The 16,961-nt window shown below is 35.6% G+C and carries 13 protein-coding genes; 9 read left to right on the top strand and 4 right to left on the bottom strand.

All coding sequences use genetic code 11. The annotated features are described in order from the left end of the window. The first annotated feature begins 225 nt into the window (after positions 1 to 225). Positions 226 to 612 carry a hypothetical protein gene (locus tag R2S57_RS18885; RefSeq protein WP_316846498.1) on the top strand — a complete coding sequence of 129 codons (387 nt, stop codon included), beginning with the start codon at positions 226 to 228 and terminating at the stop codon, positions 610 to 612. Between the two features lie 39 nt (positions 613 to 651). Here R2S57_RS18885 and R2S57_RS18880 read toward each other — a convergent pair whose 3' ends face one another. Genes R2S57_RS18880 through R2S57_RS18870 form a run of 3 tightly spaced genes read right to left on the bottom strand, consistent with a single transcriptional unit; the run spans position 652 to position 5,818 of the window. Then, the gene (locus R2S57_RS18880; protein ID WP_316846497.1) at positions 652 to 2,052 is read right to left on the bottom strand and encodes a RagB/SusD family nutrient uptake outer membrane protein; all 1,401 of its coding nucleotides are present in this window, start codon (positions 2,050 to 2,052) and stop codon (positions 652 to 654) included. Positions 2,053 to 2,060: 8 nt separating this feature from the next. Then, positions 2,061 to 5,258 (bottom strand): SusC/RagA family TonB-linked outer membrane protein, encoded by a 3,198-nt coding sequence (locus R2S57_RS18875; protein WP_316846496.1) that lies wholly within the window; start codon positions 5,256 to 5,258, stop codon positions 2,061 to 2,063. Next, entirely contained in the window at positions 5,255 to 5,818 is a 564-nt protein-coding gene (locus R2S57_RS18870) for a TlpA family protein disulfide reductase (RefSeq protein ID WP_316846495.1), read from the bottom strand. The genes R2S57_RS18875 and R2S57_RS18870 overlap by 4 nt, the downstream gene beginning before the upstream one ends. 936 nt (positions 5,819 to 6,754) lie before the next feature. On the opposite strand from R2S57_RS18870, the gene R2S57_RS18865 reads away from it, so the two are divergent. From R2S57_RS18865 to R2S57_RS18835, 8 genes are all read left to right on the top strand, one after another. After that, entirely contained in the window at positions 6,755 to 7,513 is a 759-nt protein-coding gene (locus R2S57_RS18865; RefSeq protein ID WP_316846494.1) for a hypothetical protein, read from the top strand. 269 nt (positions 7,514 to 7,782) lie between these two features. Beyond that, positions 7,783 to 8,142: a hypothetical protein gene (locus R2S57_RS18860; protein ID WP_316846493.1), complete on the top strand. Its 360-nt coding sequence runs from the start codon at positions 7,783 to 7,785 to the stop codon at positions 8,140 to 8,142. Further along, positions 8,142 to 8,720: an ABC-three component system protein gene (locus R2S57_RS18855; RefSeq protein ID WP_316846492.1), complete on the top strand. Its 579-nt coding sequence runs from the start codon at positions 8,142 to 8,144 to the stop codon at positions 8,718 to 8,720. Before R2S57_RS18860 ends, R2S57_RS18855 begins: the two co-directional genes overlap by 1 nt. Further along, positions 8,707 to 9,219 (top strand): ABC-three component system middle component 5, encoded by a 513-nt coding sequence (locus tag R2S57_RS30550; protein ID WP_410479086.1) that lies wholly within the window; start codon positions 8,707 to 8,709, stop codon positions 9,217 to 9,219. The genes R2S57_RS18855 and R2S57_RS30550 overlap by 14 nt, the downstream gene beginning before the upstream one ends. Continuing rightward, a complete protein-coding gene (locus tag R2S57_RS18850; protein WP_316846491.1) occupies positions 9,212 to 11,149 on the top strand; it encodes a hypothetical protein in 1,938 nt (645 codons plus the stop codon). Before R2S57_RS30550 ends, R2S57_RS18850 begins: the two co-directional genes overlap by 8 nt. 253 nt (positions 11,150 to 11,402) lie before the next feature. Beyond that, a complete protein-coding gene (locus R2S57_RS18845; protein WP_316846490.1) occupies positions 11,403 to 11,756 on the top strand; it encodes a hypothetical protein in 354 nt (117 codons plus the stop codon). Beyond that, positions 11,756 to 12,358 (top strand): hypothetical protein, encoded by a 603-nt coding sequence (locus R2S57_RS18840; RefSeq protein WP_316846489.1) that lies wholly within the window; start codon positions 11,756 to 11,758, stop codon positions 12,356 to 12,358. The genes R2S57_RS18845 and R2S57_RS18840 overlap by 1 nt, the downstream gene beginning before the upstream one ends. A gap of 68 nt (positions 12,359 to 12,426) precedes the next feature. Further along, positions 12,427 to 15,096, top strand: a complete 2,670-nt coding sequence (locus R2S57_RS18835) for a UvrD-helicase domain-containing protein (RefSeq protein ID WP_316846488.1) — start codon at positions 12,427 to 12,429, stop codon at positions 15,094 to 15,096. Between the two features lie 453 nt (positions 15,097 to 15,549). On the opposite strand, the gene R2S57_RS18830 is transcribed toward R2S57_RS18835, so the two are convergent. Continuing rightward, a complete protein-coding gene (locus R2S57_RS18830) occupies positions 15,550 to 16,809 on the bottom strand; it encodes a hypothetical protein (protein WP_316846487.1) in 1,260 nt (419 codons plus the stop codon). Between the last annotated feature and the right edge of the window lie 152 nt (positions 16,810 to 16,961).

The raw sequence follows: 16,961 nt of genomic DNA, 5'->3' as shown, positions 1-16,961 counted from the left end.
AGCTGGAATAATAATTTCAATTGTATCAACTCAAACCAATAAATGCCATGCCCAAAAGAGAGTAGTTGTTTATTTTCCACATGTTCGAAAATATGCGCTGTTCCCGGCGAGGCCGTGAGGCCTGATAAAAGGAAAAAGGCTGTCCAAAGCTGAACAGTCCTTTTTCGGAATGCCCGCCACAAGGGCGACCATAATTAAATCATTTTAAATTTAAACAATATCGGTATGTATACCAAATCATTTAATACTAAAAAAACATGGCTTGGAGCTGTGTTTACACTTGCACTAGTTGCAATTATGGGTTTAACTTTTGCGTTTAAACCATCAAACTCACCTACAACTGAACACAAACGTGCTTCAGATTATTTCAGATATACTGGCCCCGCCGGTTCTGAAAACGATAAAACTCTTTGGGTTTTAGTTTCTCCAGAAGACCTGCCAGAATGTGAGGGGGTGAATGATGGCTGTACAATTGAAGTTGACCAGACTTATACATCCCCATCTGGGGCCACTCGGGTTCTTAATAGCAATGTTGCAGTTACCAGCGGAGCTCATAAAAATCCGATAGTTGATCACACAATTATTTTGGGTGCAACCTATAAAAACCCTTAACAGGCAATTACGAGATAGCATTACGCTATCTCGTAATTCTTACCATCCTGGATTTTGATCTACACCGCTTAAAACAACAATATCAGCTGGCAAAGGCAAAGCATATTTGTCACTATTTGGAAGGAGGATATATGTTTTTCCATCTATTGTTCTATTCACTATTATATTGTACCCTTCTTTATTTAACCTCTTCATATCCATCCATCTAAGCCCCCTATAAATTAGTTCTTTTCTGCGCTCAGTAAGGACCAAGTTCAACGCTTGCAAATCAGTTTCGGCCATCAATTCTTTATAAGGGATGGAATTCTTCCATCTTGTTTTCAGCAAAGTATTAAGATCTCTCATAGCACCAGTCCGGTCACCTATTCTGGCCAGTGCTTCGGCACGCATAAGATAAACCTCATCAGTTGCTATGCCTGTAAAAAGCGGCCTGGTACCAATTCCTCTACTCGCATAGCTGCCTTTAAATTGCTGGTAGTTACCTACAGCTGCAAAATAAAGTGTTTTGCGAAGGTCATCGGACGCATACGACCTATATAAGGTGGTGTCAATGCTGGAATATGTTGGAGAAATGTTGAAATAATAGGTTGTGCTGATATCGCTATGGAATATCACTTCTTCGTTATAGCTCTGAAAGGGAGAAGTTGCAGACGGACTAATTTTATTATAATCGGTTAAAGTGCTTTTTATTTTCAAGCATTTATCACTAAATTCATACGCCTTATCATAAATCCGCATAGAGAGATATGTTCTGGCCAACATAGCATATGCTGCGGCCTTTGATGGTCGAAGAACATGTTGAGGAATGTTGGGTAGTAAGTCTATTGAGGTGGTTAAATCCTGAATCACTCTGTCGTAGCAATCCTTTATTGAAGAACGCTTTGATACCTCGTTGAAGTCAGTGCCTAAACGTAAAATTATACCGGAATCATTTTCTGAGCTCTGGTCATATGCCTTTGCGTATATCCATAATAACTTTAAGAATTGTGAGGCCCTGAAAAAAAGTGCGGAACCACGTACGTTGTCGAAACTTAAAGCGGTAAGTTGATTTCTTTCAATTTTATCCAATGCATTAAGGCAAACGTTGCTGTTGTAAACGACTAAATACGCAGAAGCATAGTCATTTGTATAATTGTTAGGATACGGTTGCCAGCTATAAGCCGCTTGTCCTTTAAGCCCAATTGCCAGATAATTTGCCGGGGTTAAGAAATAATTATCGGCGGAGGCTTCATCGTAACATGCTGTTTTATTGTTCATTACGATTGCGTTATCCAATAGCGCCTGCAAATCCTGTAAATTCTCCGGCAAAGTCAATTTATCATCAGGTTTAGCCTCAAGATATTTTTTACAGGAAAGTGAGACGATTGTTAAAAGAATGAATAACAGAGTATGTGCTTTGCTTTTACAATTCAGATTGGTGTACTTGTAATTTCTCATCATTGATATGGTTAAAATTTTGCTCTCATGCCGATAGTATAATTTTGCTGCTGCGCCAGACCGTAAACATAATCCGGGTCAATATGATCCTTATTTGCTTTCCATATTACGCCCAGATTGCTGGCGTAGGCGAATAGCCTGACATAACCAACCCCAATTTTTTTTATAAATTCGTTTTGTAGCTTATAGCTAAAGTTGATATACTGAATACGAATCTGGTCGCCCCTGGCTATCGTTGCCTCAGAGAAAGAATAGAAATAGTCCCGGTTACTGTCAGCAGGATAAACCAATGCAGGCACATTTGTTATCGTTTCATCCCCAGCTTTTTGCCATCTCTTGTCGAAATCCTGATGCCCCACTCCCTGGCTGTAAAGCTGATCATAAGAAATTGATGGTCTCCTGAAATAATACCCTAGTTTATAAGATAAGTTTATGGAAAGTTCCAGGTTGCGCCAGCTGAATGAGTTGCTTAACGATCCCAGTACTTTAGGTATACTGGATCCGTGATTCGTAATGCTGCCGCTTTCGACTCCGTTGATATTCACATCGTTCCTGATCGCAGCATAGTCTGTTGATATTTTTCCCTTCAGGTAACCTTGTGGATTCCCCTTTGAATCTAAGCCTGCCCATTTGTAGCTGCCAATACTGTAAAGCGGCATTCCAATTATGGGTGTAATGCTCTGGCCTGTACCAATTATACCAGCCGAATATCCTGTAGGCGCATAATAATCAGATGTAATGCTTGTATTGTAATTGAACAGGAATTGTGAATTCCACTTTAACTCCCCATTTAGGTTTTTACTTTGCAGATTCAACTCTATCCCATTACTCCTCATCTCTGCAACGTTTTTGGTAATCTGGTCACTACTCCCCCAGGTACTATAGTCATAACTTACAGGGCCGTATAAATCCTTGCCCTGCTTGTGATAGTATTCCAGGCTACCTATCAGTATATCATTTGATAAGCTAAAATCCAACGCTACATTAAGCTGACTTGTTTTTTCCCATCTGAGTTCAGGATTGCCAAGCTGTGTTATATTGGCCTGAGCTAAATTGGAGGCCGCGTTATTCGACGCGTATCGCATAACGGTAAGCGCTGTGCGTGATAAATCTACATTGCCTTGATAGCCATAAGTAGCCCTCAATTTTAATACGGGGAGGGATTCTATATGATATAAAGGTTCTTTTGAAATATTCCAACTCAAACCTGTAGACCAGAGGGGCTTCCATTTGTCATTTGTATTGAGACCGAACAGGTTCGAGGCATCTTTTCTTGCACTCGCAGATACGGAGTACCTATCTAAAAATGTATAATTGGCATTGCCAAAAACAGATATGAAGCGATTTACCAAATGACTGATTAAGGGTCCTCCAGGTATTTTCTGGTTTCCCCCAGTAATAAAATTGGGATAACTATTTACCAGATCAACATTGGCAATCTGAAGCGGTGATTCTCTGTACCCATAATAGATATCGCCATTACCCTGGTTATCTAAACTTTTCAGCTCAGCACCTAAAATTGCAACCAGGGCATGTTTTCGCCAGGCTTTGTCTACGTTAATTTGGCCACGGGCATTTTTGGATGTCGAATTTGTCTCAGATACATTCAGGATGCCACCTTTGGGCACATTATATGTCACTAGTCCGGTTGTTCCAATCTGAGAAAAGCTGTTAACGAGGTTTCGTGCCCCATAGCTAAATTCATCCTGAATGCCTTTCAATACATCTTGCTGACGCTCAAACTGAAATTTACCCTCTAAAGTAAGCCATGGTAATATCCTTTGACGGATGCCGACATTGGCCAGCAGGTCTGTGAGGTTCTCAGTGGACAGGGCATGTTTATAATCATCAAGCGGATAGTAATTCCAGTCCAAAAGCTTACCATTCCCGGCGGTAGAGGTAAATCTTTTACTATAGGTAACTGGGATTGCTAATGGATTACCATCCTCGTCAGCGAGATCCAGGTAAGGAATTTTTTTTGATCCAACCGTAAGTAAACTTACTTCGGGCTTGCCGCTATGGTTATTGCTATTTGTGTAATAAAAGCCAATGTCGATGCGCAATCCAGCTGTTGGTTTGTAAGTATTTGAGAAACGCAAGTTAACCTTATCGCTTTTGCTATTTTGAGCGGAATAGGCCTGATCAAAGCTCACAGAACCCGAGTATGCATTTTTAGATGTACCACCACTTAAGTTGATAAAATACTGATGTAAAAGAGGTTGCCTTAAAAAATATTTCTGGTAATCGCTATATGTACTTTTCGATTTAAGTAGGTTAATCTGCTTTGCAGAATCGATTGCTGAAAGTGTACCGTTTCTCCTGGCTAAGAATACTTCAACAGCAGGGCTTAGTGCCAGATAAGGCTGTGAGCCAATTATATTTTCGAAGTAGCCTCTATTAAAGAGCATCTGTTCTACATTAATAAATTGATCTGAAGATATTTCTGGCAATTTATCGTATCTGGGCTTCGATGATATTATAACATTGCCGCCAAATTCAATAGACATAGTCTGATTTAACTTGCCAGTTTTAGTTGTAATGACGACCACGCCATTGCCTGCTCTCGCCCCCCATATTGAGGCCGCAGCAGCATCCTTCAGTATGGTAATGCTTTCCACGTCGTTCGGATTAATGTTTGCAATGTTCCCCTCATACGGAAAATTATCAAGCACAACCAGCGGGTCCAATGGTCCATTGATGCTGCTTAATCCTCTAATGCTGAAATTGAGTTTGCGTTGGTTCGTATTGGTTTCTTTCGCATCGAATAGAACGCCACTTGCTATCCCCTCAAGGCGTGCCAATATATTTGCTCCAGACTGCAGATTTAGACTATTGTTGTCAATTTGGGTAAAAGAACCTGTTGCACGTTCTTTTGGGATTTTCTGATAGCCCGTACTTACAGTCACATCTTCAAGTTGGTTAGCGGTTTCGTTCAGAAAAATCAATAGAGGCCTGTTAACTTTACTATCTACTTCAATGGTCTGATCCAGATAGCCAAATTGGTGGATGTAAATTTTTTGAGTTTCTGCTGATATCGGAAGTTTAAATTTACCTTCATGATCACTTTTAAAAGTTTGACCTGATATTTTTATTATAGCGTTTGCAATGGGCAGGGAATCTTTTTTAGCACGTATTTGTCCAGTTATTATATTTTGGCCAAAAGCACTACCTGTAATTGCCACTATTAAAATGATAAGTACGTATCTCATGGTTGCTCTTTTGATTTATTTTGTGTAATCATCTGCTGGATAACGGCCTCGTTTACCATCGTGCTGTTTGAGAATGCTAAGATTTTTCCAGATTGGTCTATCCATACATAATGTGGGATAAAGCGATGTGGAAATGAGCGCATTAAGAATTTATCCATAACTACCCCAGGCAATGAGCGCCCGGGAAATAGGTCAGTTCTTTTGTTATGGAAAGTTTTAATCTTCTCGACTGTATCGCCAGTATTTTCGCAGTTTACCAGTATAATCTGGATAGAACTGTCAAATTTCTGCTGAATCTTCGAAAGTTTTGGAAATTCGGCCAGGCATCCTCCACACCAGGTGGCCCAAAAATCGAGGATCAGGATCTTTCCCTTGAATTCATTCAGAGTCCGTGTTTTAACCTCGCCGTTCGAGTAGATCTGGTGTTCCTGACTCCAAAAAGCATCTCTTAATCTATCGCTAATTTTAAGGACTTGAATAGTAGAGGTCTGAGCGGGAAGTCTTTGGGTAAAAATTAGGCAAAGCATAGCCATCACTAATATAATTATCGTTTTTTTCATGAATTTTAGTTAGTTGGTTTAAGAAGAGCTCTTCGAAATAAAACCAAGGCAGGTTATCATTAAAGAACCTATTTCTATTTAACCATTCAGGTTACCTGCCTTTGGTTTTTTTCAGATCATACGGGATTCTTAGGCTTTAAAGGGTAAAGCCTATCGAAATGATAGTGGTTGCTTAAGCTCATGTTTTTAAATTGACTTTATTGGTGTGTTAAAATTTAGGCAAAAACCAGCCCTTCCGCATTTTAATGTGCGGATACGGGAAACCGTATTTGTTATTAGGAAAAAGATACTTACCTTGGGATTGCGAAAAACCATCGTACTGCACCTTTGCCTAATCAGCAATAAAGGGCTGGTACCAAGCTAAATTAACCCGCCGGGACTTTGTGCGCTCTCTCTTTCACACAGCCTCCGCTCTTTTGGGCTATATTTTTACTTGGAATTCTGGCACGTATTACGATGGAGAACAAATGACGTTCTTTAATAGTAGTTGTAGGGAATAATTACGAATCACTTCCTGGAGGTGAATCATTTTGATGGCGCTTAATTTTTTCGTTTTCATAAACGGTTAATTTTTATGTAAAACGATGCAGGCTCAATAAAAGCAAATGGGAAACCAAATTGGTTAAAAACCAATAGGGCGAAACTCAATGCTTTTGAAAGAGGTACCGCTAAGAACCACACAAACTAGGTTTGTGTTCCACAAAAGACTGACATGAGTATCGCCCTATTGAATATAAGATATCACGAAGATAGCAAAACTCAATAGATAGGCGAACTCACGATCGGCTCATGTGGAAATTTAGCGGTTTTCTTTCATGAGAGACATCGTTAAAGCCAGGTATGTCCCGACTCTGTTTGTCGCTATAAATAACTGTTAACAAATATAATAAAGTTAGCACTAAGTGCAAACTTTTAATACATTTTTTTTTATAATAAATGGGTAGAAAAAAAGTTGGTGACGCAAAATCGATTAATCGTATCAAAGATGCCGCTATTGATGCTGGTGCTTCCAATCGACTAATCTCATTGTGGACGGATGTAAATTATACCACGGTTAGTGCCTGGAATGCTAATACTTCGCAACCTAGCGATGATAATTTGAATGAGATAGGAGAATTATTAGAAGTTGATAATAGAGATTTACTAGCAGAACAGGGAAGAAAAAGTACAGGACTAACCAAAGCTCTTGAGCAAGAACTAAAGAGATTGAACAAAGAAGAAAGCATACCTTACGAGATTGAAAAACTGGACAAGAAAAAAGGTGTGAATGTTAAGGTGAATAACCCAGAGTTGATTAAAAAATTAAGAGATTTTAAAAGTAAGTTCAATGGAGAAGTAATAATAGTAATGCCAAATATAAAAGAGAATATTTTCCCAAAAACCAATGAAAATTTACAGGCCTTGATAAAGTTCTACTTTGGCACTTATAATGTATCCTTAGGAGATTCCTTTGACTTACTTAAAGAAAATGTTGATTTAACACTTAATCAATGTGAATTTATTATCAAAAATTTATCAGAAGCATTCACTCCAATTTTTTCAAAACACCTAAAAGGACAAATCTCCCTTGATAATTTAATAGCATACGGCATTGATGCTCTGATTAATGATTCACAAAATGTTAATGGAAGTAAAAACAGACAACTGATTACAAAAGAGTTTAAGGATTTTGTTCTACGAAAGAAACAACAATAAATATCATATCTATCATCGAAAGGGAAAGTGACATCATAGGCAGAATCCGGAAAGCAAATAGCCGTCTAGCTTAGTCCGAAACACTGGGGTTACTTTTAGAGAGAGGTTCGCAAAATCAACGCAATAATTATTTTCGACCTTGTTTAAAATCAATAAAACTAAAGCAAATCAAAAATAATGAGCTAGCCATTTCATAGTTATTAAAAATAACCTACATTAAACCCGTCAATAATCTCAAAAAAAGTGTACCACATCTAAATAAATAATAAATGGACTTAATAACGCTCGCACCCACCGCCATTACCATGGCAAAAGCTTTTCTTAAAGCCACCAATGATGGTTTAGGTCGTAAAATAGGGGAAGACATCTGGAATCTTATAAAAAAGCCGTTTCAGAAAAAAGGAAATGAGGAAGAAGTTAAAGAATTAGCAGTTAATAACGAAACGGAATTTTCTGCACAATTACAACAGTACCTCACAGAAGATCCTGACTTCGCAAAATCACTTCAAGAACTTGTGACCAACTCCCAACAATTGTTGAAAAATTCTCTTATGCAAAATATAACGAACAATGAGAAGGTTGAAAAACAAGTCAATGCTGGTATTATCAATGGGAATCTATCATTTTAATGGACAGTACCAATAATGTTCAAAACAATGAACCTGTAACAAATCAAATAAACGCCAATCAGGTGAGAGATATATTTGTCTCACCACTCAGTAGGCTTGCACAAAGGTTTAAGCGTTTGCAAGAAGAAGTTCAGCAGAACCAAACTGTAGAGGATTTTCTTGACGATTTTAAATACTATAATACTGAGTTGGATGGACGCAGTATGCCTGACAAGTTACAGGATGGAGGATTCAATTCCATTGAAATTCGAAGAGCGACACTTCGAAAGCATAAATATTGGAAAAAGATGGAGAAAAATAAGTTTTACGAAACCGCTCAAAAAATTGATCTTGAGATTTTCTCTTTCATCAACCACAATTTTGAATCGTACATCGAACCATTAATTGAAAAAAAGGCTAATACGTCGGAAATCAAGTTGGCTGTGAGAGAAAAGGTAGTTAATCCGATCTGTGAGCTTTTAAATGAACACGGTGCTTATGATGATTTTTTAAATTATGATATGGATGATATTTACGGAATGATTTTCTTTCTTACCGGTAAGTGTCATTTAAATTGGACAATTTATGATAACGTATAACCAGGCTTTCGATTATTATCACGCTATTTATAGGATGATCCGAATTTTGACTAACTATAGACATACTGAATTTGTCGAATTGGATAGAATCAGGATTTGGGATTTTTATCTCTTGTTTCCAGAACAGGTTCATACAATCACTTTAAAACAAGATGAGAAAGAGATTAGACAATTAAGAAAAAATTTCATCCGAAAGGATAATCCTTACAATAAATTAATTGACTCTAAGAAGGTGTTTGAGCGTTTAAGACCTTATCAGTTGACAGCGTTGCATTGTCTCGCTTCGTATGGAATAATAAATAAGTCGTTACTAGCTGAAAATAGAATTTCGATAATTTCGAAAGAGCTTTTGAGTGAATATGAATCTAAATTTGAGCCACTCACTCCAACTGAACAAAATGTTGTAACTATAATGGTCAATCATTTTTATAAACTATCGATGTTCGGTCCAGATGGGTTAAAAAGTAGAACCAAATTAATGGTAAGCAGATATGACTGAAAATCATCTATTTATTAATAGGCTAGTTGTTTATCTTAATGATGGTCGTGTCGCGTATGATGAATTATTTCATAAGGGCGTCAATATCATCCGGGGTAACAATAGTGCTGGAAAATCTACCATATCAAATTTTATATTTTATGTTCTCGGTGGCGAGTTTGTAGATTTTGTTCCTGAAGCAAAGGAATGCGAGAGTGTTTTCGCAGAAACGGAGATGAACGGAGCTTTGATAACCATTCGTCGGGATTTAATTTTGGAAGGTGATAAAGTTAAAACTAGAACTCCAATGTACTTCTATTGGGGAGACTTTGAAGATAGCAGAAACCCTCCACCAGATAAGCATTGGCAAAAATTTGGTTACCGCACCCAAGCAAATATCAAAAGCTTCTCAAATGTGATTTTTGATAACCTTGATATTCCTCAAGTCAAAGCTGATAGCAATATCACAATTCATCAACTATTACGTTTGATGTATGTTGACCAAGATTCGCCAACAGGTTCTCTTTTTCTATATGAGCAATTTGATTCACAAATTACAAGAGAAACCACTTCGGATCTATTATTAGGGATTTATGATGATCAGCTTTATCAATCTCGTAAACGCCTGATTGATGCAAATAAAGAACGTGATGAAGTCAGAGCTCAGCTAAGAGCAACCAGAGGCTTTTATTCAGATGCGTTAGCTTTAAATCCGACGCATTTAGAGACTAGGATAGAAAATATACAGATAGAAATTTCGGGTATAGAGAATACAATTTCACAACTTAAAATAGAAAGTAAGGAAACTACTATTTCGGTTGATGATTTTAGGTATTATGAACTCGCAAATAAAATTGTAAAGCGAAGAGAAATTGTATCGGAGCTAAATGAGCAAATTCAACAATATGAGTTCGAAGTTACAGATAATGTTTACTTTATCACTAGTCTAGAAGAGAAAAAGAAAGCTTTGAATAACTCTGTTCAGACTAGAGCATTTTTAAATAATTTCACTTTAGAATTCTGCCCAGAGTGTCTATCAGAAATAAAAGATAATGCTCAACTTAGAGATGAGCATAGTTGCAAATTATGCAAGCAACCCTTAGATAGCACTTATGCATTAACTCAATCTCGAAGGCTAAGTCAAGAAATTGATTTTCAGATTATTGAGTCTAATCAGATACAAGCCGATCTGAAAAAAGAACTTGAAATTCTTCTGCCATCATTAAAGAAAGAAAAGGCAATTTTAGAGGATCTTCAAAATCAATTCAATCAGGAGGTAAAGGATGTAAATTCTAGTAGGCAAGAAGAAATTGTTAGCCTTTCAACACAAAAAGGTTTTCTTGATGGTGAAATTTTGCAGATAAGAACAATGCTTGAGCATGCAGAATTTTATAGCAAGCTTCAGGAGAGAGCTGATTTATTAAGCCAGGAGATAAAATCTTTAAGCTGGTCGATAAGTCAAGCTGAAGCTAAACAAAATGCATTGCGAGACGCCATTGAGCATCGAATCAAGCTTGAAGCATTATATTTTTTAAATAACGATTTACATCGCCAAGATGCATTTAAGGACGCAAATGCTTTTAATATCGATTTTGCAAATAATATAGCTTTCTTATCATCTCAGTATGAAAGGTTCTCGGCAAGTTCTAATTTTTATCTAAAAATCACGGCCCGATTTGCAATTTTCCTAGCGTCACTATCCATTTCGGAAATGAGATACCCACGATTCATTCTAGCAGATAATATGGAGGATAAAGGTATTGAGGAAGAACGAGCACAAAATTTCCAAAGGAAGTTAATTGAAAGATTAAAGTCATTTAATCCTAACGACTTTCAAGTAATTTATACTACATCTTACATACCACCAGAGTTCGATAATGGGCCAATGGTTGTCGGAGATTACTATAGCGTTGCAAGCAGAACTCTCGATCCAAAAAGATATGAAAATTAATTTTGATATTTTAAAGAACCATCAAATAGTGGATTGATGTTGAAATGTATTTATTAATGAAAATCAATTAATTCAATTTGGCTTTGAATTGATTTTCATTAGTTGCTATTCGAAGTAAATGTATTGTGGAGTTGAGCACTGATTACATTTTGTAATTCTCTGACAATTTCTGCAGAGTCCACATTTACTTTTTATTACAGTAAATCCCTTTCTAAATAAGATTAAGCTTTATAAAATTTCAAGATTAGAACTTATGGCAAATTATTCTTTCGAAGTTAAAAATACAAATCCAATAGAATTGTGGGAGCGAATTCGACAAGGCCTCAATAATGATGTTATCGTGAAAAGTTTAGATTATAAAATACACTATACTGTACACGAGATTAATGACATTTATATCTCTTATTCGGCACCATCTAGAAATAATGGGGCAGTAGAGAGCATTAGTTATGAAGACTTTGTTAAAACAGTTTCTAATTTATTTGAATTTGAAACTTTCAACACTAGCTTGGCGAAGGTTGCATTTAAAGGTGGTAAAATTTACAGAAAGCGTTCTCCTCTATTTGCTATACTTAAAAGTTCAGGAATAATTAGAAAGATTACTTAATGAAAAGCATTATTGAAAAGTGGTATATATCACTAATTGCTGTACCTATACTACTAACCTATCTTACCAACTATTACACTCTGCCAAAGTTGTTCTCTGATTGGAGAATAACCATTATATTCTGTTTAACTATATTTTGTAGCATATTATTAATAGAACTAAGAATTAAAAGAGAAGAAATTAAGTTACTCAATTCTCAGCCTAAGCAATCTGATATTAAAGCATTAAACAGGCTGTTGAAGAAATTGGATGTGAATGCATTTGAGGAGGATATATGCAATAATGATGCGTGGAATGGTTATCGGCAAAATACTGTTAGTAGCATTATAGATTATCAATATGCTAGTAGGTTATCAAAAAATGAAATCCTCGATAGCGATATTAATTTAGCCTTGGGAAGATTTAATTTTAAACTAGAGAAATTTACCGACTTTATGGGCTATCATGTTTCTGGCCATCCCGCTGGCTTCCTCGTACCTTTCAAAGATAGCAATCGAGATAAAGCCAGAATAGATTCTGACAAAATGAATGACCTTTCAAGTAAAGCTCATATAGAATTTAAAGCATTAATGAAGTTATTGAAGGAAAAAGGTATAGTTTAGTCTTAATAACTGATTTTAATATTCTGGTGGTGTCATCACCAGCCAAAACTTACGTAAATGGTAATTCGATGTCCAAGCTGTTAAAACTATTAGCCTTAGCCCTTACCGTAGTAACTATAATTTGGCTTTACCTTACTAAGCAAAGCAAAAAAAAGTACACCAATCCTACTTATTTGGCTAGGCTAAAAGAACTTGTTGAATTTCTAAATCTGATTAAATCCTTAGAAGGTTATATCACCTGGGTAGAACGCGATAAAATAAAATTAGCATTTGCAAACACAGGGAACTTCTTTAATAACAAAAACAAATTTTACAAGCAAGAAGAACGCATTAGCGAGTTTAACAATGCTTACGAAAACTTTAACCAAAACATTAAGCAGCATAATTTTAATTACGTTAAAGCTGAAAAGGAAAAGCTAAAATTATACTTTGATGATATTGAAGGTAAAAGTTTAGATGAGCAGCAACGCACTGCTTTAGTTACAGACGAGTATTCGAACCTAATTATTGCTGGTGCTGGCTCTGGCAAAACCTTAACCATACTGGCCAAAGTAAAATACCTTATTGAGAAAAAAAATGTAAACCCTGATAATATTTTATTGTTATCGTTTACCAATAAAACAGTTGAAGATTTAAACGCAAGAATAACAGCACTAGATTTAGGTACACGTGCGGTAACGTTTCATAAATTAGGCTACAACACCATCAAACAATTTGAAGACATTGCACCAGTTACCACCAACGAAAACACCTTAAACAAGGTAATTACCTCATATTTAAAAACGGATATATTAAGCGATAAAAAAGCATTAGAAGCTTATGTGGAGTACGTGGCTTGCTACATGAATATACCAGAAGAAAATGACAGTTATCATTCGCTTGGCGAGAAAATCGATACAGAAAAAGGTATCGATTTCCAGACGTTAAAATCAAAATGTGAGCCTGCAAATCTGGCTAAAAACTTAAAACTAGACACCATTCAGGGTGAAAGGGTAAAAAGCATTGAAGAACTTATTATAGCGAATTTCTTATACGTTAATGGGATAGCGTATGAATATGAAAAATCTTATCCACATGGTACAACGGTATATCGCCCAGATTTTTATCTTACGGATTACCATATTTATTTAGAGCATTTTGGTGTTGATGAAAACAACGAAGCAAAATGGCTATCTCCTGCAAATGCAGAAAACTATGTGGAAGATATGCGATTGAAACGCGAAACCCACAAAACGTTCAATACAAAATTGCTTGAAACCTACTCTTATTATAATAGAGACAAAATTTTGCTTATTAAGCTTAAAGAAATATTGGAAGTAGAAAAAGTTTTGTTTAAGCCCTTAAAAGCAGAAGACATTTACTTGCAGGTTTTGGCCAATGATCACAATTTCGGAAAAGAAATTATTAAACTTATTGAAGGATTTATTAACCTAAGTAAATCTAGAAAACTGGAGGAGTCGAGCTTAAAAGACGTTTACGCTACTAAGTTTAGCATTAAAAATCTTTTTATGGCCGAGCGGCACGAAATGTTTTTAAGATTTACGTTACCCATTCTAAATAAATATAACCAAACTTTAAAAGACCGCTGCGAGATTGATTTTAACGACATGATTAATAGGGCTACTGATTTAATTAGAAATAACCAGCCTAAATATAGCTATCAGTATATTATTATTGATGAATACCAAGATATTTCGTTTTCACGGTTTAATTTAATTAAAGAAATAAGAGATCTTTCTGCTGCTCGTTTAACTTGCGTAGGCGACGACTGGCAATCTATCTATCGCTTTGCAGGCAGCGATATTTCCCTATTTAGCAACTTTGGAAAATATGTAGGTTACTATGAACAATTATTGATAGAACAAACTTTCAGAAACTCGCAAGCCTTGATAGATGTGTCTGCAAGTTTCGTAAAAAAGAACCCTAAGCAAATTGCTAAAAATCCCATTTCAAAAAAGGAAGCTGTGGCTTCGCCAGTAAAATTTGTGCATTACAATTCTAAAGATGTTGAGGCAATTTTTTTGAATGAAGTGCAAAATTTAGTTAGCCGATATGGGAAAAAAACAATTTTAGTATTAGGAAGACACAGCTTTGATATCATTGATTTAATTAAATTTTCTAATGGCAGTGTAAAATTTATAGAAAGAGCAGGCAAGCTAGAAGTAAAAGGGTTCGAAGATGTAGAAATTAATTTTTTAACGGTTCATAAATCTAAAGGTGCAGAGGCTGATAATGTGATTTTGCTGAACCTAAAAAACGATTGGCTCGGTTTTCCAAACAAAGTAACTGACGACCCAATTCTATCGCTACTTTTAAGCGATGACGAATCTTACAGGTTTGCCGAAGAGCGTAGGCTGTTCTATGTGGCATTAACACGTACAAAAAATGAGGTAGTATTACTCATACCTAATGAGGCTAGTCCGTTTGTACAGGAGTTACTTGAGGATGGCAAATATCTTTTAACAAAAAATGGCGAATCCTATCAAAGTACCAACTGCCCTTATTGTAAAACGGGCAAATTGGTGATTAAAAAAAATCCTGCAAACAATAGTCAGTTTTTAGGCTGCTCACATTACCCATGCTGTAACCAAACTTTCAAAAATGTAGATATTTTAAATAATAGTATGCTTTGCACAAGTTGCAATAGTGGCTTTATGGTAAAGCGAACTGGCAAGCACAGTGTATTTTTGGGTTGTACCAAATATCCTAAATGCCATAATAGCATAAAATTGAAATAAAAGAACTAACCCTTAAGAAAAAGGGCAGTCGAAATGCCGACCACCCTGCCTCAATTTTTAATTTAACCTAAAGTTTGCATCGAGGTCTTTTCTCCAAAAATCATGTGATTTATTCACATGCGGACTTTTCTTTAGGTAAGTCTCAATCTTATTAAACGTTGACTTTTGTTGCCAATTCTTCGTTTTCATATAAGTGTTTATGAAATAAACCATCTCATATGACTCAGAACGATTTAGATGATTGCCATCAGGTTTACCAGTGACGTTTGGATTGTCTCCCGGCCTAGCTGAATCTTTGTATCCAGTATAAATAAGGTCTGCTTTTGTAAAACTAGCCATGCTTTTCTACTTATAATTTCCGCCTAGTGCGTTAGCTCGGACTCTTAAATTGAGTAACTATTAATTACTTACCTATGTTCATCCATTCAAAGGTAATTCACTTATTTCTAATAATTATTCTTTCTCTACCAATGCCTCGTAAAGCTTGGTTCGCCAAAAATTTAGTGAGATTACATCATCATGTTCAAACAAATCTTCAATTTGCCTCAGCAGGGCAAACAATTTAAAGGTGTTATCCACGCTCACGCTCATTAGCTTATTAAAAACCTTTTCCTTATACACTTTAAATTCTGGTTTTTTAGAGTTTTTTACCTTATTACTGATGAACTTCCTGACATCATCGGGATGCTTTATCAAAGCAATTCGTTTTGCATCCTCACTTACTTGCTTGATAAAGAAATCAATCGAATCCGGAAGTTCTTGAATTTTTTCAAAAACATTTTTTACGCTGCCCCTGTGTTGATAACTTAGTAAATCTACCGGATGATAATTATCGTCTTTTTTAAGTCCTTTTGGTTTGATATATAAATATCCAGAATTAGCCTTGTCATTAAATGTTAATTTAAAAAGCCCATTGAACGATACTGCACTTCTTTTAACTTCGTCATTCTCTAATATCAAACTAAAAGAAAGGTCTATTTTGTCATTGATTTTAGTTTTATTTGAAAAAGCAAATGAAACATAGACATTAGAATCATCTACTTGAAAATTATCTATAAAAATTTCATTTTGACTTTTCTCAACGTAATTGGCCAAAGATTTAATTGCAACGAATACTGAAAAATTTATACCAAAATCTTTATAGTCTCCACTGGAAGTTAGAGCTCTTATGAAAAATAGATCATCGCTTTTATGATGTACAATTCTAAAGTTTCTAAGATCTACGTTGGTTTTATTTTTATCTAACAAGTATTCTTGGATATTATCTACTAAATCATCGTACTGGTTATCCCTACAGTAGTTTGCAAATTTGCTAAGATTATAATAATCCAATATATCTGATTTAGCATTATATCTCGTTTCCGCAATTAATAAATCTGATTTTATCTTTTTAACAAGATATTGATCTTTAACGGAAAAAATTTCGAATGTAGCCTTTTCACCCTCCAAAAGTTTTTTAAGATGAACATCTCTCATTTTACATGTTAAATCAATCTTTTGACATTGGTTATCTAGTGAATGGAGCGCCTGGATGAGTTGTTTCGAATTGCCAACTTTCAGAACTGTTGTTTTTTTATCATCAACATTAAATATCTTCAGGAGATCCGTCTTAAATTCTGGGCAACTATCAAGTATTCTTACCAACTGTTTTTCTGTAATGAAAGTATCACTTTCATATTTACCAGCATTGAAATTTTCTTTTTTTAAAATCATAATTCATAATTTAATTTCGCAAACTTCTTCCGTATAAATAAAATGTGGCTCACTTTCATGTTACTACATCAGTTTTAAAATCGTTACTTGATTACTCTTGTAAAATCCAATGTTATTTCGGAAACTTGCTTAACCATAATACTATAAAGCGT

The organism is Pedobacter psychrodurus (genome assembly GCF_032678585.1).
GTDB lineage: Bacteria > Bacteroidota > Bacteroidia > Sphingobacteriales > Sphingobacteriaceae > Pedobacter > Pedobacter psychrodurus_A.
This window is presented reverse-complemented; position numbering and strand designations above follow the sequence as displayed.

Coding starts and splice junctions, on each gene's coding strand:
- R2S57_RS18875 (WP_316846496.1), bottom strand. CDS start 5,258: ATGAGATACGTACTTATCATTTTAATAGTGGCAATTACAGGTAGTGCT.
- R2S57_RS30550 (WP_410479086.1), top strand. CDS start 8,707: ATGATAACGTATAACCAGGCTTTCGATTATTATCACGCTATTTATAGG.
- R2S57_RS18855 (WP_316846492.1), top strand. CDS start 8,142: ATGGACAGTACCAATAATGTTCAAAACAATGAACCTGTAACAAATCAA.
- R2S57_RS18845 (WP_316846490.1), top strand. CDS start 11,403: ATGGCAAATTATTCTTTCGAAGTTAAAAATACAAATCCAATAGAATTG.
- R2S57_RS18840 (WP_316846489.1), top strand. CDS start 11,756: ATGAAAAGCATTATTGAAAAGTGGTATATATCACTAATTGCTGTACCT.
- R2S57_RS18880 (WP_316846497.1), bottom strand. CDS start 2,052: ATGATGAGAAATTACAAGTACACCAATCTGAATTGTAAAAGCAAAGCA.
- R2S57_RS18850 (WP_316846491.1), top strand. CDS start 9,212: ATGACTGAAAATCATCTATTTATTAATAGGCTAGTTGTTTATCTTAAT.
- R2S57_RS18865 (WP_316846494.1), top strand. CDS start 6,755: ATGGGTAGAAAAAAAGTTGGTGACGCAAAATCGATTAATCGTATCAAA.
- R2S57_RS18860 (WP_316846493.1), top strand. CDS start 7,783: ATGGACTTAATAACGCTCGCACCCACCGCCATTACCATGGCAAAAGCT.
- R2S57_RS18870 (WP_316846495.1), bottom strand. CDS start 5,818: ATGAAAAAAACGATAATTATATTAGTGATGGCTATGCTTTGCCTAATT.
- R2S57_RS18830 (WP_316846487.1), bottom strand. CDS start 16,809: ATGATTTTAAAAAAAGAAAATTTCAATGCTGGTAAATATGAAAGTGAT.
- R2S57_RS18835 (WP_316846488.1), top strand. CDS start 12,427: ATGTCCAAGCTGTTAAAACTATTAGCCTTAGCCCTTACCGTAGTAACT.
- R2S57_RS18885 (WP_316846498.1), top strand. CDS start 226: ATGTATACCAAATCATTTAATACTAAAAAAACATGGCTTGGAGCTGTG.